We start from the raw sequence: 21,009 nt of genomic DNA on the forward strand, positions 1-21,009 counted from the left end.
GGGCTCCTCAGAGTGAATTCAGGAAGGCCAGCAGGGCGCTGCGCTGGTCGGCGTCGAAGCCGAGCACGTGCCGCTTGGCCGCTTCGGCTTCGCCGCCGTGCCAGAGGATCGCCTCCAGCAGATTGCGGGCGCGCCCGTCGTGGAGGAACTGGGTGTGGCCGTTGACCGTTTCGGTCAGGCCGATGCCCCATAGCGGCGGGGTTCGCCAGTCCCGCCCGCTGGCGAGAAATTCCGGGCGATTGTCCGCCAAGCCGTCGCCCATGTCATGCAGCAACAGGTCGGAATAGGGACGAATCCGCTGGTTGGCCAGCTCCGGCTCGCTGGCGTCGGAACCGGTAGTGAAGGCGGGAACGTGGCAGGCCACGCAGTTGGCCTGGGCGAACAGACGCTTGCCGGCCAGCACCTGCGGGTCGTCCACCTTGCGCCGCGCCGGGACCGCCAGGTTGCGGCTGTAGAACAGCACCTGGGCGAAGATGTTGTCGCTGACTTCCGGCTCGCCGCCGTCGGGCGCCCGGCGGCACTCGACCTGGGCGGCGCTGCAGTCGTCGTGGGGCAGCAGGCTGCTGGTCAGGCCCATGTCGTTGGCGAAGGCGTGCGCGTTCTGCTGCGGGATATCCGGCTGGCCGGCCTTCCAGCCGAAGCGGCCGAGCGCGGTGCGCTGCCGCGCGGCATCCCAGACCTGGTTGGCGCGCCCGCGGATACCGTCGCCGTTGCGGTCGTCCGGATCGGCATTGGCCAGGATCGCCTCTTCGGGAATCGCCTCGAGCAGGCCGAGGCCGATCATCGGCGGGGCGACGCGGGCGGAAAACATCGTCTGCGGATGCATCGGCCCATAGCCGAGCTGGCTGATACGCAGGATCGGCTTGCGCAGTTCGACCTCGGTGCCGTCCTCGAACCTCACCTTCAGCGGCTCGTAGTCCACCCGCACCTTGCCTTCCGGGGCGACGCCGGGAATGCCGACGTCCTGCAACTGGCCGCCGTAGGTCGGCTCGGGAATCACCCCCTGGTGCAACAGGGTCTTGCCGTCCGCAGGGCCGGCCGGGATCGACAGGCGTACCAGCATCGACACCGCGCTGACCGCGTCCGCTCCCGGCGGGTGGCCGCGGCCGTCCTTCACATGGCAGTTCTGGCAGGCGTTGGTATTGAACAGCGGTCCCAGACCGTCGCGCGCGGTGGTGGAGGAAGGGGCGATGACCCAGGGGTTGCGGAAGAAACTGTTGCCCACGCTGAAGTCCAGGCGCCGGCTCGGGGCGAGGTTGGCGGAGGGCAGGGAGAAGGCGTTGCGGTCGCTTTGCAGCACCGTGGTCGCGCCCCCGGACAGGTGTTCGCCGGGCTCGGCGCGCAGCGGTTCGTCGTCGGCGCCGCATCCGCCCAGAAGGAGCGCCGTCAGGAGACAGGCGAGCGGCATGGAAGGTGACGGCAACGACATCGGCGAACATCCCGGACTGCGTGGAAACAGCCCGCAAGCTTACCAGTTGGGGCTAATCAAAATAAGAGGGATTTGCGTTTGTAAAGGCCCGCGAAGACCGCTTTCGAGGCCCTGAAACGCAGCGTGCGGCCATGGGCCGCACGCTGTTGGCACAGGAAGGAATCAGAACTCGTGGTCGGCGTTGTCCGGCTTCAGGTCCTGGATACCCAGCTTGCCAGCGGCCTGCTCGATGGCGCCGGTCTGCTTGACCAGGGCGGCGATGGCGTCGCGGATCTTCTGCTGGCCGTCCTTGTTGTCCGGAGCGATCATCTGGTCGAAGTGCACGCCATCCTTCTCGGCGCTGTCGACGATGGCCTGCAGCTTGGCCTCGGTGTCGGCCAGGTCGGCCTTCAGGGTGTCGTTGGCGGCGGCGTCGGCCTTGGCGACCAGGTCGGCCAGGCTCGGGCCCTTGACCACGCTGCCGTCGATGCGCTTGTACTCGCCGAGGTAGATGTTGCGGATGCTCTTGCCGTTGAAGAACAGGGTGTGGTGGGTGTCGTCGCTGAAGCAGTCGTGCTCGTCTTCGGTGGAGTTGGCCTCCAGCGCGACCTTCATGCGCTCGCCGGCCAGTTCGCCGAGGGACAGGCTGCCCATGCCGAAGAACATCTTGCGCAGGCCGGTATCCACCGGTTCGGCCTCCAGCTTGGCGCGGTAGTTGTCGGCGACGCCGGCTTTCCACTGTCCGGCCATGTATTCGAGGTCGCTGACCAGCAGGTCGGTGACGGCCTTCAGGTAGGCGGCACGACGGTCGCAATGGCCGCCGGTGCAGTCCTTGCCCTGGGCATAGTCGGTGGCGGGACGGTTGCCGGCGCCGGGACCGGTGCCGTTCAGGTCCTGGCCCCAGAGGAGGAACTCGATGGCGTGGTAGCCGGTGGCGACGTTGGCTTCGGAACCGCCCAGCTCGTTCAGGCTGGCCAGTTTCTCGCCGGTGATTTCCTTGACGTCGATCTTGTCTTCGCCGACCTGGATCTCGGTGTTGGCGACGATGTTGGCGGTGGCGCCGGGGTTGCCCAGGGCGTGCTGGTAGTCCTTGGCGACATAGTCGATCAGGCCTTCGTCCAGCGGCCAGGCGTTAACCTGTCCTTCCCAGTCGTCGATGATCGCGTTGCCGAAGCGGAAGGCTTCGCTCTGGGAGTAAGGGGTACGAGCGGCGAACCAGGCTTCCTTGGCGGCTTTCAGGGTCTCCGCGTCAGGCTTGGCGAGGAACGCGTCGATGGCTTTCTGCAGGTCCTTGGCGGTGCTCAGGGCATCGGCGAAGGTGGCTTCGGCGAGGTCCGCGTAATTCTTGATCACCGCCTTGGCGGCGGCCTCGTCGACCTTGGCGGCCGGGGCGGCGGCGGGCGCGGCGGGCTGCGTGCTGGCCGCCGGTGTTGCGGGCGCTTCGGCTTTCTTGTCGTCGCCGCAGCCGGCGAGGGAGATGGCGAGGGCCAGCAGACTGGCGGTGGCCAGGGGCATACGAGTCATGGCGGATTCCTTTGCTTTATTGGTGGCGTGCCGAAGCGGCGTGCGCTTGTCGGAAACACCCGCGAGGGCGTTAAAAAACCGCCACATAATGCGAAAGATTTGCATTTTTGAAAAGGGCGCAGCGTGATCGCCGTCGTGCCTGGACATGTCGGGCGCAGCTAGAATGCCAGCATATTCTTCCGGAGCTCCGTCCATGAGTCTGACCGCTATCGCTTTCTGGGTTGTCCTGCTGCTGCTCGCCGGCTACGCGGTGGTGCTCTACAACGGCCTGGTACGGCTGAAGCACGCCGTGGGCAAGGCCTGGGCCAACATCGACGTGCTCCTCAAGCAGCGCCATGACGAGCTGCCGAAGCTGGTCGAGGCCTGCAAGCAATACATGCAGCACGAGCGCGCCACCCTGGAGCGGGTCATCGCCGCCCGCAACGCCGTCGCCAGCGCCCGCGAGCGCGCCGACGTGAATGCCCTGGGCAAGGCCGAGAGCGGCCTGCGCGCCGGCCTGGGGCAGCTTTTCGCGCTGGCCGAGAACTACCCGCAGCTCAAGGCCAACGAAAGTTTCCAGTTCCTTTCCCAGCGCATCAGCGGCCTGGAGAACGGGATCGCCGATCGCCGCGAGCTGTACAACGAGGCGGTGAACCTGAACAACGTGCGCATCGAGCAATTTCCCGACCTGCTGATCGCCCGTGTCGCTGGCTTCAAGGCCGCCGAGCTGTTGCAGTTCAGCGAGGCGGAGAAGGCCGACGTCGATCTCAAGGCCCTGTTCGGCTGAGATGGACTTCGACCTGCGCTGGCTGTTCATCGCCGCCAGCCTGGGGCTCTGCGCCTGGGCCGGCTGGCAGTTCGTGCACCGCCTTGCCCGGGCGCGCCTGCTCGGCGACGTACCGACCTCGCGGATCCGTTCGGCGGCGCAGGGTTTCGTCGAACTCTACGGGGTGCTCGAGGAGGGCCCGGAAGGCCCGCTGCAGGCTCCCTTGACCGGCAAGCCGTGCCTGTGGTGGCGCTACCGCATCGAAGTCGAGGAAAAGCGCAGCGGCCGCGAGAAGGCCTGGCGCACCGTCGACAAAGGTGCCAGCGAGTCGCCATTCAGCTTGCGCGATGCCACCGATGCCTGCCTGGTCGACCCACGCGGCGCCGAGGTGCGACCCTTGACCCAGCAGCGCTGGGAGGCTTTTCGCGAAGCACCGATCGATACCCTGCGACTGCTGGAGAGCTTCGGCACCCTGGTCGGCGGAGAGCGGCTCTACCGCTACACCGAGGAGCGCCTGCATGCCGGCGAGCCGCTCTATGCGCTGGGCGAATTCCGCAGCAGCGGTGGCGGTCGCCAGGGACTCGATGCCGAACGGGCGCAGGGTGCGGTGATCCGTGAATGGAAGGGCGATTTCCACGGGCTGCTGGCGCGCTTCGACAGCGACGGCAACGGCGAGCTGGACGAGCGCGAATGGAACCGGGTGCGCCTGGCGGCACGGCTGGAGGCCGAGGATCGGCATCGGGCAAGCAGCGCCGCGCCGACCCGCCACCGGCTCGGCAAGCCGGGGGAGGCGCATCCCTTCATTCTCTCCAGCCAGGGCGAGGACGATCTCGCCGTGCAACTGCGCCGCCAGGCGGCGGGGGCCGCGTTGCTCTGCCTGGGCAGCGCGCTATTGGCGGGCTGGCTGTTCAGCCGCCTGTTCTGATCAGGGCCGTTCGCTGCTGGTGGCCTGGCTCAGGCGTCGCGCCTGCTTGAGGTACTGGGTCAGTTCCCTGGCCGGCAGCGGCTTGCTGTACAGGTAGCCCTGACCTTCGTTGCAACCTTCGGCGATGATGTACGCCTCCTGCTCGGCGGTTTCCACGCCCTCGGCGATCACCTGCATGCCCAGGCTCTTGCCGAGCTGGATGATGGCGCGAACGATGGTCGCGTCGTCCTCGTCCTGCAGCAGGTCCTGGACGAAACTCTTGTCGATCTTGATCTTGTCCAGCGGCAGGCTCTTCAGGTAGCTCAGCGAGGAATAGCCGGTGCCGAAATCGTCGATGGCGATCAGCGCGCCGGCGCGGCGCAGGCTGAGGAGGTGCTGGGCGGCAGTGGAGATGTCCTCCATCAGGCCGGTCTCGGTGACTTCCAGCTCCAGGCTGCGCGCCGGCAGGCGGTAGACCTGCAGCAGGTTGCTGACCACCCGTGGCAGGGCGTTGTGGTGGAGCTGCACGGTGGAAAGATTGACCGCCATGCGCAGGTCGTCGAAGCCCTGGTCGTGCCATTCGCGCAATTGCCGGCAGGCCTGGTCGAGCACCCATTCGCCGATGCTGAAGATGCTGCCGTTCTGTTCCGCCAGCGGGATGAACAGGTCCGGCGGGACGAAGCCGTGCAACGGATGTTGCCAGCGCAGCAGCGCCTCGACGCCGACCACGCGGTGGTCGCGGTAGTCCACCTGCGGCTGGTAGACGAGGTGCAGCTCGTGGCGCTGCAGGGCGTCGCGCAGGTCCTTTTCCAGTTCCCGGCGGCGACGCATCTCGCTGTCCACGCTGGCGATGTAGAACTGGTAGCGGTTGCGCGAGCGGGTCTTGGCCAGGGTCATGGTCTGCTCGGCCTTCTGCAGCAGTTTCTCCGTGGTCTCGCCGTCCTCGGGGAACAGGGTGATACCGATGGTGGCGCGCAGGCGCACCTCGTGCTGGTCGATCTCGAACGGCGCTTCCAGGCCGTCGAGGATGCTCTGCGCCAGTTCGGCCGCCTCGTAGGGTTGCTCGATGTCGGCCTGGACCAGGGCGAACTGGTCGCCGCCCAGGCGCGCCAGCGAACCGAGCCGCGCGCTGTGCCCGCGCAGGCGGTCGGCGAGGGCGATCAGCAACTGGTCGCCGAGCTGGTAGGTGTACTGCTCGTTGATCCCCTTGAAATCGTCGAGGCCCAGGCACAGCACTGCTACCCGGCGCTGCTGGCGGCCGGCGCCGTCGAGGATCTGGTCGAGTTGCTGTTGCAGCAACTGGCGGTTCGGCAGGCCGGTGAGGAAGTCGTACTGGGAAATGCGCAGCAGGTTGTCTTCGGCCTCGCGGCGCAGGTGGCTGTTGCTTTCGATCGAGGCGAGCAACTGGTTGGCGGTGGTCACCCAGAGCCCCAGCTCGTTGCGTTCGTGCCCCTTGAGCAGCGGCAACTGGTGCTGGCTGGGGCGGTCGGGATTGATGCTGACCAGGTGCTCGATGATCTTCGACAGCGGCTTGGTCAGCATCCAGTGGTAGACCAGGAACAGCACCAGGCCCATGGCCAGGGCGCGGAGAATGCCGGAGATGAAGATGATTTCCGAAGTGGTGACGAAGTTCTCGCCGTAGGGCGCGGTGTCCAGGGTGATCTTCAGGTCGCCGTAGTATTCGCTATAGGGCGGGCGGCCGATCAGTCGAATGCTGAAGGTGCGTTCCTGGCCGAGGATCGGGTCGGTCAGCCAGCGCGTCGGCAGGTCCAGCAGCGGCCTGGATTTCTCCGCCAGCATCGGCTCGCCGGGATGGCCGATGCTCGCCTGGCGCACCGCCTCGTGCTGGAACAGGCCTTCGAGGACCTGCATCGCCATTTCCCGGTCGAGGCTGTAGACCGCCTGGGTGGAAGGGTCGCGGACCATCGCGAGGATGCGTTGGGCGTCGCTGCTCACCGCCTGCTTGGCCTTGTAGGCGTCGAAGACGATCTGCGCGCAACTGAGCACTACGCCAACGGCCAGCGCCGCCAGTAGCACGACACGCAGCAGCTTGAGCGAGAGGCTGTGTCGGGAGTCCAGTTTCAAGGGGCCTTCCTTGTTCGTCGCCAGGGCGAAAGACAAGCCGGTAGGAAGAGCTTGTTTACCTCAAGAGGCTATCACGAGCGAAGGTCTACCAGTTCCTGAGGGTAGACGATGGCTCCTGGACCGCAGATTAAAACGAAAAAGCCCGGCGAATGCCGGGCTTTTTCGTGGTTCTGATCAGACTCAGGCAGCGAAATTCTTCGCTACGAAGTCCCAGTTGACCAGGTTCCAGAACGCCTCGACGTACTTCGGACGCAGGTTGCGGTAGTCGATGTAGTAGGCGTGTTCCCAGACGTCGCAGGTCAGCAGCGGGGTGTCGCCGCTGGTCAGCGGGTTGCCGGCACCGATGGTGCTGGCCAGGGCCAGGGAGCCGTCGGCCTTCTTCACCAGCCAGCCCCAGCCGGAACCGAAGGTGCCGACGGAAGTCTTGGTGAACTCTTCCTTGAACTTGTCGAAGGAGCCGAAGGCGGCGTTGATGGCGTCGGCCAGGGCGCCGGTGGGCTGGCCACCGCCGTTCGGGCTCAGGCAGTTCCAGTAGAAGGTGTGGTTCCACACCTGGGCGGCGTTGTTGAAGATGCCGCCGGAGGAGCTCTTGACGATCTCTTCGAGGCTCTTGCCTTCGAACTCGGTGCCCGGGATCAGGTTGTTCAGGTTCACCACGTAGGTGTTGTGGTGCTTGTCGTGGTGGTACTCCAGGGTTTCTGCGGAAATGTGCGGCTCAAGGGCGTTCTTTTCGTAAGGCAGCGGCGGCAATTCGAAAGCCATGGTGTCTCTCCTATTCTTCCTCAGGTCAGGACTGGCGCGGCTAGCGCGCGACCGGTTCACGGGGCCGGTCCGATGCCTGTCCGGGAGCCCGTCCTGGATCCCCGGGGGGGACGTTCGGCGGAGCGCTCCGGAAAGGGCGCCGGGTGCGACTCGGAGCCTAGGCTCCCAGTGCCGCGAACTCCGGATCATAGCACCCGTGTCGGGGCATATCCACGCAGCAACTGTAGGGGCAAAGGCCGGCGGCGGCGCGCTGCGACGGGCTTCTGCAAGCTCGCCGGCGAACACCGCCACATTCTCTCTGGACTGCCTGGTGGCGCGAGGGTTCGCTCGGGAAGACAGAAACCGCGTTATCCCCGGAACAGCAGTTGCGCGGCCATGCCCAGCATCATGGCCGCCACCATCAGGTCGAGCAGGCGCCAGGTGGCCGGGCGCGCCAGCCAGGGGGCCAGCCATGCCGCGCCGAGGGCGAGGGCGAAGAACCACATCAGCGAGGCGCTGGCCGCGCCGAGGGCATAGGCGCCCGGCGCGGCCTGCTGGGCGCCGAGCGAACCGATAAGAAGTACGGTATCGAGATAGACGTGGGGGTTGAGCAGGGTGACCGCCAGTGCCGCCAGAAGCACCGCCTTGCGCGAGCGTGGCCCGGTTTCCGCGGCGTTGCCGAGGGCGTCCGGGCGCAACGCGCGAAGCAGCGCCTTGAGCCCGTACCAGGTCAGGAAGGCGATCCCGCCCCAGCGGGCGATGGCCAGCAGCGTCGGGTTTTCCAGCAGCAGCTTGGCCAGGCCGAACACGCCGAGGCTGACCAGCACCGCGTCGCAGAACACGCAGAGCGCGGCTACCGAGAGGTGATGCTCGCGGCGCAGGCTCTGCGCGAGGACGAAGGCATTCTGCGCGCCGATGGCGATGATCAGGCCGGCAGCCACCAGGATGCCGTTGAGATAGCTCTGCCACATGTCAGTGTGCCTCCGCCGCCAGCCGCTGGAGCACGGCGAGGGCGCGCCGGCCCTCGTCGCGGGCGACGAACAAGTGGTCGTGGAAATAGCCGGCCATCACGTTGCAACTGATCCCGGCTTCGGCCAGCGCCGTGGCGAAGGCGGCGGTCAGGCCCACCGCCGCCAACGAGGAGTGCACCGTCAGGGTGATCCAGGCCGCCACGTATTCGTAGGGCAGGCCCAGGCGTTCGGCCTGCCGGCGTTCGAGCACCAGGGTCAGGCCCTCGCGCTCGCGGAAGCTGGCGAGCGGCTCGGCGCCGTTCGGCAGCGCGCCAGCGGCGCAGGTACAGAACACATAGTCGCCGGGATTGAGTTCGGGAGTGAGCGTGCGCAGCAGGGTGCGCAGCGAGGTTTCGCCAGCCATGGTCGGTCCGCGTCGGGTGGATCGGAAAAGTGCTGGCGAGTGTGGCCGCGGGCGGTTTATAAGGAAAACGAATCCTGCTGATCTCTCATTAGGAAAACTGATTTTGTTCGACTACAAGTTGCTCGCCGCGCTGGCCGCAGTGGTGGAGCAGGGCGGTTTCGAGCGCGCCGCACAGGCGCTGGGGCTGTCGCAGTCGGCGGTATCGCAGCGGATCAAGCTGCTCGAGGCGCGGGTCGGCCAGCCGGTCCTGGTGCGCGAGACGCCGCCGCATCCCACCGATCTCGGGCGCCGCCTGCTCAACCATGTGCAGCAGGTGCGGCTGCTGGAGGGCGACCTGCAGCGCTGGGTGCCGAACCTGGATGAAGGCGGTGCCCCGGAACGCCTGCGCATCGCTCTCAACGCCGATAGCCTGGCGACCTGGTGGGCCGCCGCGGTGGGCGATTTCTGCGCCGAGCGGCGGGTGCTGCTGGACCTTGTGGTGGAGGACCAGGAGGTCGGGCTCAAGCGCATGCGCGCGGGCGAAGTGGCGGGCTGCGTCTGCGGTAGCGCGCGGCCGGTGGCCGGCGCGCGTTCGCTGCTGCTCGGAGCCATGCGTTATCGCGGCCTGGCCAGCCCGGATTTCATTGCCCGGCACTTTCCCCGCGGGGTCGAGGCGGCCGCCCTGGCCGGCGTGCCGGCGATCGTGTTCGGCCCGGACGACCTGCTGCAACACCGCTTTCTCAAGGACCTCGGCGTCGAGGGCGGTTTCATCCACCACCTCTGCCCGTCCTCGGAAGGTTTCGTCCGCCTCACCGCCGGCGGTCTCGGCTGGGGCCTGGTGCCGGAGCGCCAGGTGCAAGGCGAGCTGGCGCGCGGCGAACTGGTCGAGCTGCTGCCCGGCCAGGTCATCGACGTACCGTTGTACTGGCACTACTGGCGCAACGGCGGCGAACTGCTCGCGTCGCTCACCGAGCACCTGCTCGCCCGCGCCGGCGACGGCTTGGTGCGGGTGTCAGGCTGATCAGCCGATGACGGTGATTCGTCCGGAGCCGGGCAACGATTCGACGCAGCGCGCGCCGAGCAACCGCGATGGCGTGAAGTAGCCGCCGGGACCCTGGTAGTCCAGCAGGTGGCGCACTGCCAGGAGCACGCCGTGCAGGGTCAGGTCGTACACGTTGGCCGTCTCCAGGCGCGCCGTGCGGCGTTCGCCGCGGGCGTTGCGCGCCTCGCCCCAGACCCAGGTGCGCAGGCGCTCGCGGGCCGCCTGGTCGGGGCCGGCGATGCGTTTGTCGACCTGCCCCTTGAGCCAGTCCTGGACCCGTTGCCGACCGAGCAGCGGACGCAGCGGGTCGATCAGGCGCATGCCCAGGGCCAGCAGCGGCGGCGCCGGCAGGTAGACCTCGATGTCCGGGATGCCGGTGCTGTAGTAGGCGGTGGCCACGTCGCCCCAGGGAATCGTCACGGCGTGCCGCAGGCCGCGGCCGAAATCGATGTCGCGGCGCTTGTAGCCCAGCGGCACGTCGCGCAGGCGGCCATTCTCGCGGATCTTGCCGCCGAACTTGAGGCCTTCGACGCTGGTCTTCGCGGTTCCCGTCGAAAGCCCGCTGCCGGTGTCGAAGCCCAGCGCCAGCCGTTGCGCGTCCGGCAGCGCCTCCTTCAGGCAGGCAGCCAGGCAATCGGTGGGGATCACATCGAAGCCGACGCCCGGGCAGACCACGATGCCGGCCTCGCGGGCCTCGGCGTCGCCGGCGTGGGCCTGCTCGAACACCGCGATCTCTCCAGTGATATCCACGTAGTGGGTGCCGGCGGCGCGGCAGGCGGCGATCATCGGCGTGCTGGTGGCAGAGAACGGACCGGCGCAATGGGCCACCACCTTCACCTGGTCCAGGGCTTCGCGGCAGGCCTGCGGATCCCCCAGGTCGAAGACCCGGCACTCCAGCCCGAGCTGGCTGCCGAGCGCGTGCAGGGCGGCCGGGTTGCGTCCGCCGAGGAGCGGCGTCAGGCCCTCGCGCTGCGCCTGTTCAGCGACCAGCCGGCCGGTGTAGCCGTTGGCGCCATAGATCATCCAGTGACTGGCCATGGTGCGTCTCCCAGCGTGCAGGTGGCTTTCAGGTTAGACCTTGTAGCGCGCAGCGCCGCTTCTGTCGCCCAACGCAAGTCGTGCCGGCGGCCCGCAAGGTCGTTGTTCTGGCATGCTGTGCCAGTGGTGGCGCGGCTCCGGGTTGCTAGAGTCGCGGCACAAGAAGAACAACGGGAGAAACGCAATGCGGATTCTGGTAACGGGGGCGACGGGCTTCATCGGCGGGCGTTTCGCTCGCTTCGCCCTGGAGCAGGGCCTGTCGGTACGGGTCAGCGGTCGTCGTGCGGACGCGGTGGAACATCTGGTGGCGCGGGGCGCCGAGTTCGTTCCCGGCGACCTCGCCGACCCGGCGCTGGTCCTGCGCCTCTGCGAGGATGTCGAGGCGGTGGTGCATTGTGCCGGCGCGGTCGGAGTCTGGGGGCCGCGCGAACGCTTCCTGGCGGCCAACGTCGGGCTTGCCGAGAGCGTCGTCGAGGCCTGCATGCGGCAAAAGGTGCGGCGCCTGGTGCATCTGTCGTCGCCGTCGATCTATTTCGACGGGCGCGACCACCTGGACCTGAACGAAGAGTACGTACCCCGGCGTTTTTCCGACCATTACGGGGCGACCAAGTACCAGGCCGAGCAACTGGTGCTCAGCGCTCGCGACCTGGGCCTGGAAGTGTTGGCGCTGCGTCCGCGCTTCGTGGTCGGCGCCGGCGACACCAGCATCTTCCCGCGAATGATCCAGGCCCACCGCAAGGGACGCCTGCGGATCCTCGGCAACGGCCTGAACCGGGTCGACTTCACCAGCGTGCACAATCTCAACGACGCGCTGTTCAGTTGCCTGCTGGCCGGCGAGCCGGCGCTGGGCAAGGTCTACAACATCAGCAACGGGCAGCCGGTACCGTTCTGGGATGCGGTCAACTACGTGATGCGCCAGCTCGACCTGCCGCCGGTCGGCGGTCACCTGCCGTATGCCGTCGGCTATGGCCTGGCGGCGCTCAACGAAGGCGTCTGCCGGATCCTGCCGGGGCGCCCGGAGCCGGTGCTGTTCCGCCTGGGCATGGCGGTGATGGCGAAGAACTTCACCCTGGACATCAACCGCGCCCGCGAATACCTCGACTACGACCCGCGGGTCAGCCTGTGGACCGCGCTCGACGAGTTCTGCGCCTGGTGGCGCGCCCAGGGACTCTGATCAGCCGCGCAACGGGCCGGCGTATTGTCGGCTCGGCGCCTGCGCGGGCAACAGGGAAGGTTCCGCCGGCGGCAGCGCGACCCCGCTGAGCCTGCCGAGGCGCAGTCCCAGCTCCCGCGTCGTCGCATCGCCGGAGCGGGCGCAGGCCGCCTGCATCGCGGCGATCGCATCGCGTTGCTGGAAGTGGATATCCAGCGCCTGTTCCTCGCGTAGGCGTCGGCGCACGGCGCGCATGCAATCCAGCAAGGATTTGTTCAACTCCATGCATCCTCCGGCTCTCGAATCTGCCCGGCAATGCCCAGGCAAGCGACGTGCCATGCGGGCCGCGGACCAGCGCCGGCGTGCGGGGCGGGGAACCGCTGGCGGCCTGCGGCGGTCTGTGCCGGACAACGTTCGCTCCGTCTTGGGGCGCACGGCTTCGCGGTGGAGCGCCCCGGTCCGGCAATTTGCTTCGAGCAGACGCTGAAGGGGCGGGGCCGAACCGATATAATGCGCCATTCGGCCCTTTCTCCAGGCCTCCGGCAGGATGCCGTTCCCCTTCACAGGTTTTCACCATGCGTAACGATGCTTTCGACGAACTCGACGATGTGCCCAGCCTGACCACCGATGCTGCCGACCGTGATGAATTCGGCCACCACCCGCGGCACGTCTACGAACCGGAGCAGCGCCGGGTCGTCGACACCAAGGAGCGCCGTCCGGCCTCTACCGGCCCGCTCTGGGCCCTGCTCGGGGCGATGCTGATCGCCCTCGCCGGGGTGGGTTGGTGGAGCCACCAGCAAATCAGCCTGATGGAACAGCAGTTGGTGGCGACCCAGGAAAGCTTCGTAAGGATCAGCGAAGAAGCCGCCGGGCGCCTCGACGACATTCGCGGCAAGGTGGTCGCCAGCGAGTCCAGCGTCACCAGCGAACGCGAGGCGCTGCGCCTGCAGGTCAAGCAACTGCAGGAGAAACTCGGCAGCCAGGAACGCCAGCAGGCCGATGTGAGCAACCAGTTCGGCGGCCAGGGCAAACGCCTCGACCAACTGGCCAGCGATCTCAAGGCCCAGCAGGAAAGCGCGGCGCAACTGGTCGCGCAACTGGACGGCAAGCTGCAGACACTGGCCGCCGAACAGGAGAAGCTGAAAGCCCTGCAGGTCGAACTGGGCAAGACCAACGAGCAACTCAAGGCCCTCGGCGGCGATGTCGCGGCGCTGAAGAAGCAGGGCAACCCGAGCCAGACGATCAAGGGTATCCAGGACGACCTGCTGGTATTGCGCAGCCAGCTCGACAACCGCCCGGCCCAGGGCGGCAATACCGCCGAGTTCGACGCCTTCCGCACCCAGGTGATGCGCAACATCAACACCCTCCAGGCCCAGGTGCAGAACCTGCAGCAGCAGCTCAATACCCGCTGACCCCTTGCGCCGCCAGCCGCCCGTCGCACCGGGCGCTGGCGGCGACAGTTCGCCGCGCCCGGCGAAAATCCCCGCTTCCATTGCTCTGGATCAGCGAATCCGCTGCTCCTCCACTCCGATACTGCGTCCTTAAGCGAGCCTTAAGTGAGAGTCGTTTAGATTCTCGGTCACCGGCCAGGGAGGCCATTGGTCCCTTCCTCTGCCTGGAATCCGCCATGAGCGCATTGCAACCGTCCCGTTCCTACCGCATCACTGGTTATTCCCCCGCCATCAGCAACGGCTATCGCCAACGCCTGTTCTCCATGGGGCTTCTGCCCGGCGCGGCGCTGCGCGTGGTGCGCATCGCCCCGCTGGGCGACCCGATCCAGGTCGAGACCCGCCAGACCAGCCTGGCGCTGCGGCGCAAGGACCTCGCCCTGCTGACCCTCGTCCCGCTCGACTGACCCCGCCCGGAATCCCCATGACCGCATTGACCCTCGGCCTGATCGGCAATCCCAACTCCGGCAAGACCACCCTGTTCAACCAGCTCACCGGCTCGCGCCAGCGGGTCGGCAACTGGGCCGGCGTCACCGTGGAGCGCAAGGAGGGTGCGTTCCATACCGTCCGTCACGCGGTGCGCCTGGTCGACCTGCCCGGCACCTATTCGTTGACCAGCGTTTCCGCCCAGGCCTCGCTGGACGAGCAGATCGCCTGCCGCTACATCGCCAGCGGCGAAGTGGACGTGCTGGTCAACGTGGTGGATGCGGCGAACCTGGAGCGCAACCTGTACCTCACGGTGCAGCTGCGGGAGATGGGCATCCCCTGCATCGTCGCGCTGAACATGCTCGACATCGCCCGTAGCCAGCGCATCCGCATCGATATCGACGGTCTGGCGCGGCGTCTCGGTTGCCCGGTGGTGCCGCTGGTATCCACCCGCGCCGATGGCATCGACGAACTGAAGGCGGCCATCGACTCCCTACAGCTCCCGCAGGCGGCGCTGGCGGTGGACTACCCGCCGGCCATCCAGGCGCAGGTCGGCTACCTCCTGGAAACGCGCGCTCCGGCGGCCTCGGCCATCGAGCCGCGCTGGCTGGCGTTACAGGCGCTGGAAGGCGACATCTTCAACGGCCCGGCGCTGGGCTTGCCGCCCGCCACCCTGGAACAGGCGCGCCAGGGCTGCGGCGAGGAGCCCGAGCTGGCGATCGTCGATGCGCGCTACCGACTGATCGGCGAGATCTGTGCGGCGGTCTGCGACCACCAGCAGGCTCAGCCGCACCGGCTGACCCAATGGCTCGACCGGGTCGTCCTGAATCGCTGGCTGGGTCTGCCGATCTTCCTGCTGGTGATGTACCTGATGTTCTTCTTCGCCATCAACATCGGCGGGGCGCTACAGCCGATCTTCGACAAGGGCTCGTCGGCGATCTTCATCGACGGCATCCAGTGGCTGGGTATCCGCTTCGGCCTGCCCGATTGGCTCACGGTGTTCCTCGCCCAGGGCATCGGTGGCGGGGTCAACACGGTGTTGCCGCTGGTGCCGCAGATCGGCTTGATGTACCTGTTCCTCTCGCTGCTCGAGGATTCCGGCTACATGGCACGCGCGGCCTTCGTCATGGACCGCCTGATGCAGGCGCTGGGCCTGCCGGGCAAGTCGTTCGTGCCGCTGATCGTCGGTTTCGGCTGCAACGTACCGTCGATCATGGGCGCGCGGACCCTGGACGCGCAGCGCGAGCGGCTGATTACCATCATGATGGCGCCGTTCATGTCCTGCGGCGCGCGCCTGGCGATTTTCGCCGTATTCGCCGGGGCCTTCTTCGGCCAGGGCGGCGCGCTGGTGATCTTCTCCCTGTACCTGCTCGGCATCGTCGTGGCGATCCTCACCGGGCTGTTGCTCAAGCACACTTTGATGCGCGGCGAGGCCTCGCCGTTCGTCATGGAACTGCCGCTGTACCATGTGCCACACCTTAAGAGCCTGCTGCTGCAGACCTGGTCGCGCCTGCGCGGCTTCGTGGTGCGGGCCGGCAAGGTGATCATCCTGGTCAGCCTGGTGATCGGCGGCCTGAACAGCATCACCCTCGACGGCAAGCCGGTGCAGGGCGACATCGGCCATTCCGCGCTGGCCAGCGTCAGCCAGCGTCTCACTCCGCTGCTGGCGCCGCTCGGGGTGCAGCCGGACAACTGGCAGGCCACCGTCGGCCTGGTCACCGGGGCGATGGCCAAGGAAGTGGTGGTCGGCACCCTGAACACCCTCTACACCGCCGAGCAGATCCAGGGCGAGGCCTTCGACTACGAAGGCTACGACCTGCCCGGGCAACTGCGCGACGCCCTGGTCGAAACCTGGGACGGCCTGGTCGATACCTTCAGCCTCAGCGTGCTGGCCAACCCGGTGGAGGCGAGCATGGCCGACGGCGACATGGAGACCGGCTCGATGGGCACCATGGCGAGCAAGTTCGGCAGCCCCATCGCGGCCTACAGCTATCTGGTCTTCGTCCTGCTCTACGTGCCCTGCGTGACCGCCATGGGCGCGATCGCTCGGGAAAGCAGCAAGGGCTGGATGGCTTTCTCGGTGCTCTGGGGGCTGAACGTCGCCTACTCGCTGGCGACCCTCTGCTACCAGGTCGCCACCTTCGCCGCGCACCCCGAGCGTAGCGTCCTGACCATCGCCGTGGTGCTGCTCTTCAACCTGATCCTGATGACCTGCCTGCGTCTGTTCGGCCGTGAGCAGGTACTGCAACTGCCAGGCCGAATGGCCGATGCCCCGAGCGGGCAGGGAGGATGTCACTGATGGCGACACTCATGCAGATCCGCGCCGCCCTGGAAGACGGCCAGGCGCGTGGGCTGAAACAGCTCAGCCGCCAGGTGGACGCGCCGCCGGCGCTGGTGGAGGCGATCCTGGAGCGGCTGATCGCGCTCGGCAAGGTCGAGCGGGTGGCTGCGCAAAGCTCGGGCGGTTGCGGCGGCGGTTGCAAGGGCTGCGCCCAGCGCGATCCGTGCGCGGAGCCGGAGCCGTATTTCCGCCTGCGCTAGACGGGCAAAGCACAGAGCCCGCCACGGCAAGCGTGGCGGGCTCTGTCCTGGCTGGCGCGATCAGGCCAGGGTCGGATAGTCCAGGTAGCCTTCGGTGCCGCCGGTATAGAAGGTCTCCGGGCGCGGCGGGTTCAGTTCGGCGCCCTGGCGCAGGCGTTCGACCAGGTCCGGGTTGGCGATGAAGGGGACGCCGAAGGCCACCGCATCGGCGTCGCCCTTGGCCAGGATGGCGTTGGCGCTGTCGAGGGTGAACTGCTCGTTGGCGATGTAGGGTCCGCCGAAGGCTTTCTTCAGGGCTACGCCGATGCTGTCGTCGGCCTGCGCTTCGCGGGCGCAGATGAAGGCGATGCCGCGCTTGCCCAGCTCACGGGCGACATGGCTGAAGGTTTCCAGGCGGTTGGAATCGCCCATGTCGTGGGAGTCGGCACGCGGCGCCAGGTGTACGCCGACGCGCTGGGCGCCCCATACGGAGATCGCCGCGTCGGTGACTTCCAGCAGCAGGCGCGCGCGGTTCTCGATGGAGCCGCCGTAGCGGTCGGTGCGCTTGTTGGTGCTGTCCTGGAGGAACTGGTCGAGCAGGTAGCCGTTGGCGCCGTGGATCTCCACGCCGTCGAAGCCGGCGGCCTTGGCCCGCTCGGCGCCCTGGCGGTAGGCCTCGACGATGTCGGCGATCTCCTCGGTGTCCAGCGCGCGCGGGGTGACGTAGGGACGCTTCGGGCGCACCAGGCTGACGTGCCCCTCGGCGGCGATGGCGCTCGGCGCCACCGGCAGCTCGCCATTCAGGTAGAGCGGATCGGAAATCCGCCCGACGTGCCAGAGTTGCAGGAAGATGCGCCCGCCGGCGGCGTGCACCGCCTTGGTCACGTTGCTCCAGCCACGGACCTGGTCATCGGACCAGATGCCGGGGGTGTCGGGGTAGCCCACGCCCATCGGCGTGACCGCGGTGGCCTCGCTGAGGATCAGGCCGGCATCGGCGCGCTGGGCGTAGTACTCGGCCATCAGGGCGTTGGGCACGCGGCCTTCATCGGCGCGGCAGCGGGTCAGCGGCGCCATGACGATGCGGTTGGGCAGCTCGAGGTCGCCGAGCACGATGGGATCGAACAGAGTAGCCATGGAACATCCTCCACTAGGGAATAGACGGACAGGGGATCAATCGAGGACCGGCTGCGCCTGGGCGCGGCCGTTTCCGGAAAAGGCGATCAGGGTGGCCAGCAGCGCCAGCGCGGCCAGCGCGGCGGCGGCCAGCGGCACGCGGGTCAGGCCCAGGCCGTGGTCGATGACGCTGCCGCCGACCCAGGCGCCGAGCGCGTTGCCGACGTTGAAGGCGCCGATGTTCAGGGTCGCCACCAGGTTCGGCGCGGCATGCCCGACGCGGACCACGTTGACCTGCAGCGCGGGCACCGCGGCGAAGGCGGCGGCGGCCCAGAAGAACAGGGTGATCTCCGCCGGCAGCAGGGCCTGGCTGGTCCAGCTGAACAGCGCCGAGACCAGCGCCATGGCGGCGAACACCGCGGCCATGGTGGTGCCCAGGCGCCAGTCGGCGAGGCGGCCGCCGATCACGTTGCCGACGGTCAGGCCGACGCCGATCAGCAGCAGGGTCCAGGTCACGCCGCGCGGGCTGACCCCGGTGACTTCGCCGAGCAGCGGCGCGACGTAGGTGAACAGGGCGAACATCGAGGCGGCGAACAGCACGGTGGTGCCCAGGGCCAGCCACAGCGACGGGTTCTTCAGCGCGGACATTTCCTGGCGCAGGTCGACCTTCTCTTCCTCGCGGTCGTTTGGCAGCACCCTGGCCAGGCCGACGAAGGCGACCACGCCGATCAGGGTCACCACCCAGAAGGTCGCGCGCCAGCCGGCTTCCTGGCCGAGCGCGGTACCCAGCGGCACGCCGAGCACGTTGGCCAGGGTCAGGCCGGTGAACATCAGGGCCACGGCGGAAGCGCGGCGGTTCGGCGCCACCAGGCTGGCGGCGACCACCGAGCCGATGCCGAAGAAGGCGCCATGGCAGAGCGCGGTGACGATCCGCGCCAGCATCAGCAGGCCGTAGTTGGCGGCCACCGCGCAGAGCAGGTTGCCGACGATGAAGATGCCCATCAGCGCGAGCAGGGCTTTCTTGCGTTCCAGGCGGGCGGTGGCCATGGCCATCAGCGGGGCGCCGAAGGCCACGGCGAAGGCGTAGCCGCTGATCAGCCAGCCGGCGCTGGGAATGGATACCCGCAGGTCGCCGGCGACCTGCGGCAGCAGGCCCATGATGACGAATTCGGTGGTACCGATGGCAAAGGCGGATAAAGCGAGGACGAGAAGAGACGCCGGCATCGGTCGAGCTCCTGGACTGCGAGGTGGTGGGGTGGAAGCGAGTGCTGCTTACAGCTCGTCGCCGAGTTGGTCGAGGAAGGCCTGGATGGTCTCCTCGTTGCGCTTGAAGAAGTTCCACTGGCCGACCCGGCGGCTGGTCACCAGACCGGCGCGTTGCAGGGTGGCGAGGTGTACCGATACGGTGGACTGGGAGAGACCGGTACGCTGGTCGAACTTGCCGGCGCAGACGCCGATCTCGAACGGGTGGTCCTGCTCGACGAAGTACTTCTCCGGTTCCTTCAGCCAGCGCAGCATGTCGCGTCGCACCGGGTGGGAGAGAGCCTTGATGATTTCGTCGATGTCCAGTGGCATGGCGGTGGTCCGTTGGCCGTCCATATCGGGTTGGGACGAACTATATATCGGTGTGGGACGATATGGGGATCGATTGCGACGATAGTCGCTATCGACAGGGCTGATGACGATGATCGAAACGACCGTTCCGTCCCTGGGGTAAGCTAGCCCGCATGAACTACCTCGCGCATCTCCACCTCGGCGGCCCGCAACCGGCCCAACTGCTCGGCAGCCTGTACGGCGACTTCGTCAAGGGCCGCCTGCAGGGACAATGGCCGGACGAGATCGAGCGGGCCATCCAGTTGCACCGGCGCATCGACGCCTTCACCGACAGCCACCCACTGGTGCATGCGGCCAAGCGGCGCTTCCCGCTGGAGCGCCGGCGTTTCGCCGGCGTCCTGCTGGACGTGTTCTTCGACCACTGCCTGGCGCGCGACTGGAACGACTACGCCGACGAACCGCTGCCGCAGTTCGTCGAGCGGGTCTACGGCACCCTGCGCACCGCCTCGCCGCTGCCGGAGCGCCTGGCGCGCATCGCGCCGCGGATGGCGGCCCAGGACTGGTTGGGCAGCTACCGCGAGTTCGCGGTCTTGCGCGAAGTGCTGGGCGGTATGTCGCGGAGGCTGTCGCGACCGCACCTGCTGGACGGTTCCTGGGAAGAACTGGCCCAGCGCTACGATGACCTGAGCGCGGATTTCCGCGCCTTCTACCCGCAACTCCAGGCTTTCGCCCTGAGCCAGCGCTGAGCCTGGCGCAGCGGCCATTGGCCCGGCCGGCGGAATCACCTATCAATTGTTTCAGTCCGAAGCATCCGCTTGATGCACATCAACCGGCAGCGGTCGCGTCGATCGTTCAATGGGGCCGACGTTCAACGCTCTGCCAATGGAGGTGGAAGATGAAACGAATCCTGGTGGCGACCGACCTGTCCTCGCGTTCCGAGCTGGCGGTCATGCGCGCCGCGGCGCTGGCCAAGGCGAGGAATGCCGAACTGACCGTGCTGAACGTGCTCGACGACGACCAGCCGCCGGTGCTGATCGCGCCGCAACGGCTGGCCATCGCCAACCTGCTGGAAGTGAACGGACAGGCCCTGAAGGAGCGCCTCGGCGTCGAGTCCAAGGCGATCGTGCGGGTCGGCGATCCGGTGGTGGTGATCAACGCGGTGGCCGAGGAGATCGGCGCCGACCTGCTGGTGATGGGCGCGCACCGGCACACGCCGCTGCGCGACCTGTTCATCGGCACCACCCTGGAGCGGGTGGTACGCAATGCGAAGATCCCGGTGCTGCGCGCGGCCGGTGCGCCGGAAGAGGAGTACCGCCGGGTGCTGCTGGCGCTGGACTTCTCGCCGACCTCGACGCGCGCGGTGCAGATGGCCGGCCAGCTCGGCTTCCTCGACGCCGCCAGCCTCACCGCGCTGCATGCCTTCGAGCCGTTCGCCAAAGGCATGATGCGTTATTCGGGGATCAAGGAAGACCGCGTCGAGCATTACGTCGACCAGGAGGAACTCAAGGCCAACGTCGAGCTGCGCGACTACGTCGCCGGCCTGGGGCTGGGCCGCGAGGACATCCAGTTGCGCGTCGGCGAAGGCTTGCCGATCAACGTGATCATGACCGAGGTACGCCGCCAGGCGCCGCAGTTGACGGTGCTCGGCACCCAGGGCCTGACCGGCTTCCGCCGCGCGCTGATCGGCAGCGTGGCCGAGGCGGCCCTCGGCGACCTGCCGTGCGACGTTCTGGCGGTGCCGCCCAAGCGCGACTAGCCCGGATTTCTCATGACCGCATAAACAAAAACGGCTGAAAGCCTTATGATTCTTGTCGCCAAACAAAGCCCCATAAGTCTTCAGCCGCGCACAAAATGCTACCAGAAAAACTCCACTTTTCACCCCTCTCTCGCCGCCTCGTCGAGGCCTCTTTCACCGGTGGTCACATCACCTCGGATGCGGGCTTGTTGCTGCTGCG

General features: G+C 67.5%; 21 protein-coding genes. 10 read left to right on the plus strand and 11 right to left on the minus strand.

Translation table 11 applies throughout. The features are described from left to right. Positions 1-7: 7 nt before the first annotated feature. Positions 8-1,429 (minus strand): di-heme oxidoreductase family protein, encoded by a 1,422-nt coding sequence (locus HMPREF1224_RS33625; RefSeq protein ID WP_003102642.1) that lies wholly within the window; start codon positions 1,427-1,429, stop codon positions 8-10. Between the two features lie 162 nt (positions 1,430-1,591). Beyond that, entirely contained in the window at positions 1,592-2,932 is a 1,341-nt protein-coding gene (locus HMPREF1224_RS33630; protein WP_003112765.1) for an imelysin family protein, read from the minus strand. A 193-nt stretch (positions 2,933-3,125) separates the two neighbouring features. Here HMPREF1224_RS33630 and HMPREF1224_RS33635 point away from each other — a divergent pair, with 193 nt between their 5' ends. Together HMPREF1224_RS33635 and HMPREF1224_RS33640 are read left to right on the plus strand one after the other, a co-directional pair. Further along, a complete protein-coding gene (locus HMPREF1224_RS33635) occupies positions 3,126-3,698 on the plus strand; it encodes a LemA family protein (RefSeq protein ID WP_003094011.1) in 573 nt (190 codons plus the stop codon). Position 3,699: 1 nt separating this feature from the next. Then, the gene (locus HMPREF1224_RS33640; RefSeq protein WP_003112766.1) at positions 3,700-4,602 is read left to right on the plus strand and encodes a GIDE domain-containing protein; all 903 of its coding nucleotides are present in this window, start codon (positions 3,700-3,702) and stop codon (positions 4,600-4,602) included. Here the strand turns inward: HMPREF1224_RS33640 and bifA are convergent, their stop codons facing one another. The 4 genes from bifA to HMPREF1224_RS33660 all read right to left on the minus strand — a co-directional run bounded on the left by bifA (position 4,603) and on the right by HMPREF1224_RS33660 (position 8,781). Further along, on the minus strand, positions 4,603-6,666 hold the full coding sequence (gene bifA / locus HMPREF1224_RS33645; protein ID WP_003094007.1) for a cyclic-di-GMP phosphodiesterase BifA: 2,064 nt from the start codon (positions 6,664-6,666) through the stop codon (positions 4,603-4,605). Between the two features lie 180 nt (positions 6,667-6,846). Beyond that, positions 6,847-7,428 (minus strand): superoxide dismutase [Fe], encoded by a 582-nt coding sequence (gene sodB / locus HMPREF1224_RS33650; RefSeq protein ID WP_003094005.1) that lies wholly within the window; start codon positions 7,426-7,428, stop codon positions 6,847-6,849. 347 nt (positions 7,429-7,775) lie between these two features. After that, complete coding sequence (locus tag HMPREF1224_RS33655) at positions 7,776-8,378, minus strand: LysE/ArgO family amino acid transporter (RefSeq protein ID WP_003094003.1); 603 nt, start codon at positions 8,376-8,378, stop codon at positions 7,776-7,778. A gap of 1 nt (position 8,379) precedes the next feature. After that, entirely contained in the window at positions 8,380-8,781 is a 402-nt protein-coding gene (locus tag HMPREF1224_RS33660; RefSeq protein ID WP_003103830.1) for an ACT domain-containing protein, read from the minus strand. Between the two features lie 97 nt (positions 8,782-8,878). Between HMPREF1224_RS33660 and HMPREF1224_RS33665 the strand changes: the two genes are divergently transcribed. After that, entirely contained in the window at positions 8,879-9,781 is a 903-nt protein-coding gene (locus HMPREF1224_RS33665; RefSeq protein ID WP_003120877.1) for a LysR family transcriptional regulator ArgP, read from the plus strand. On the opposite strand, the gene HMPREF1224_RS33670 is transcribed toward HMPREF1224_RS33665, so the two are convergent. Continuing rightward, a complete protein-coding gene (locus tag HMPREF1224_RS33670) occupies positions 9,782-10,840 on the minus strand; it encodes a saccharopine dehydrogenase family protein (RefSeq protein ID WP_003093996.1) in 1,059 nt (352 codons plus the stop codon). A gap of 184 nt (positions 10,841-11,024) precedes the next feature. On the opposite strand from HMPREF1224_RS33670, the gene HMPREF1224_RS33675 reads away from it, so the two are divergent. After that, on the plus strand, positions 11,025-12,014 hold the full coding sequence (locus HMPREF1224_RS33675; protein WP_003103823.1) for an NAD-dependent epimerase/dehydratase family protein: 990 nt from the start codon (positions 11,025-11,027) through the stop codon (positions 12,012-12,014). Here HMPREF1224_RS33675 and HMPREF1224_RS33680 read toward each other — a convergent pair whose 3' ends face one another. Next, entirely contained in the window at positions 12,015-12,278 is a 264-nt protein-coding gene (locus HMPREF1224_RS33680) for a hypothetical protein (protein WP_010793813.1), read from the minus strand. It abuts the gene before it with no gap. A 290-nt stretch (positions 12,279-12,568) separates the two neighbouring features. Here HMPREF1224_RS33680 and HMPREF1224_RS33685 point away from each other — a divergent pair, with 290 nt between their 5' ends. The 4 genes from HMPREF1224_RS33685 to HMPREF1224_RS33700 all read left to right on the plus strand — a co-directional run bounded on the left by HMPREF1224_RS33685 (position 12,569) and on the right by HMPREF1224_RS33700 (position 16,408). Then, positions 12,569-13,405, plus strand: coding sequence for an ATPase (locus HMPREF1224_RS33685; RefSeq protein WP_003093989.1), 837 nt, complete (start codon positions 12,569-12,571; stop codon positions 13,403-13,405). A gap of 215 nt (positions 13,406-13,620) precedes the next feature. Next, positions 13,621-13,848 carry a ferrous iron transporter A gene (gene feoA, locus HMPREF1224_RS33690; protein WP_003103819.1) on the plus strand — a complete coding sequence of 76 codons (228 nt, stop codon included), beginning with the start codon at positions 13,621-13,623 and terminating at the stop codon, positions 13,846-13,848. 17 nt (positions 13,849-13,865) lie between these two features. Then, on the plus strand, positions 13,866-16,166 hold the full coding sequence (feoB, locus tag HMPREF1224_RS33695; RefSeq protein WP_003162928.1) for a Fe(2+) transporter permease subunit FeoB: 2,301 nt from the start codon (positions 13,866-13,868) through the stop codon (positions 16,164-16,166). Further along, a complete protein-coding gene (locus tag HMPREF1224_RS33700) occupies positions 16,166-16,408 on the plus strand; it encodes a FeoC-like transcriptional regulator (protein WP_003093982.1) in 243 nt (80 codons plus the stop codon). Before feoB ends, HMPREF1224_RS33700 begins: the two co-directional genes overlap by 1 nt. A gap of 60 nt (positions 16,409-16,468) precedes the next feature. On the opposite strand, the gene HMPREF1224_RS33705 is transcribed toward HMPREF1224_RS33700, so the two are convergent. From HMPREF1224_RS33705 to pyeR, 3 genes are read right to left on the minus strand one after another with little or no spacing between them, the layout of a single operon-like run. Then, positions 16,469-17,521, minus strand: coding sequence for an alkene reductase (locus tag HMPREF1224_RS33705; protein WP_003103810.1), 1,053 nt, complete (start codon positions 17,519-17,521; stop codon positions 16,469-16,471). A gap of 36 nt (positions 17,522-17,557) precedes the next feature. Then, the gene (locus HMPREF1224_RS33710; RefSeq protein ID WP_003103801.1) at positions 17,558-18,724 is read right to left on the minus strand and encodes an MFS transporter; all 1,167 of its coding nucleotides are present in this window, start codon (positions 18,722-18,724) and stop codon (positions 17,558-17,560) included. Between the two features lie 48 nt (positions 18,725-18,772). Then, complete coding sequence (gene pyeR / locus HMPREF1224_RS33715) at positions 18,773-19,075, minus strand: ArsR family transcriptional repressor PyeR (protein ID WP_003093978.1); 303 nt, start codon at positions 19,073-19,075, stop codon at positions 18,773-18,775. 152 nt (positions 19,076-19,227) lie between these two features. Between pyeR and HMPREF1224_RS33720 the strand changes: the two genes are divergently transcribed. Both HMPREF1224_RS33720 and HMPREF1224_RS33725 read left to right on the plus strand, forming a co-directional pair. Then, positions 19,228-19,800 carry an acyl carrier protein phosphodiesterase gene (locus HMPREF1224_RS33720; protein ID WP_003093976.1) on the plus strand — a complete coding sequence of 191 codons (573 nt, stop codon included), beginning with the start codon at positions 19,228-19,230 and terminating at the stop codon, positions 19,798-19,800. A 149-nt stretch (positions 19,801-19,949) separates the two neighbouring features. Then, positions 19,950-20,810 carry a universal stress protein gene (locus HMPREF1224_RS33725; RefSeq protein WP_003093974.1) on the plus strand — a complete coding sequence of 287 codons (861 nt, stop codon included), beginning with the start codon at positions 19,950-19,952 and terminating at the stop codon, positions 20,808-20,810. Positions 20,811-21,009 lie beyond the last annotated feature (199 nt).

The organism is Pseudomonas sp. P179, from assembly GCF_000478485.2.
GTDB classification, from domain to species: domain Bacteria; phylum Pseudomonadota; class Gammaproteobacteria; order Pseudomonadales; family Pseudomonadaceae; genus Pseudomonas; species Pseudomonas aeruginosa.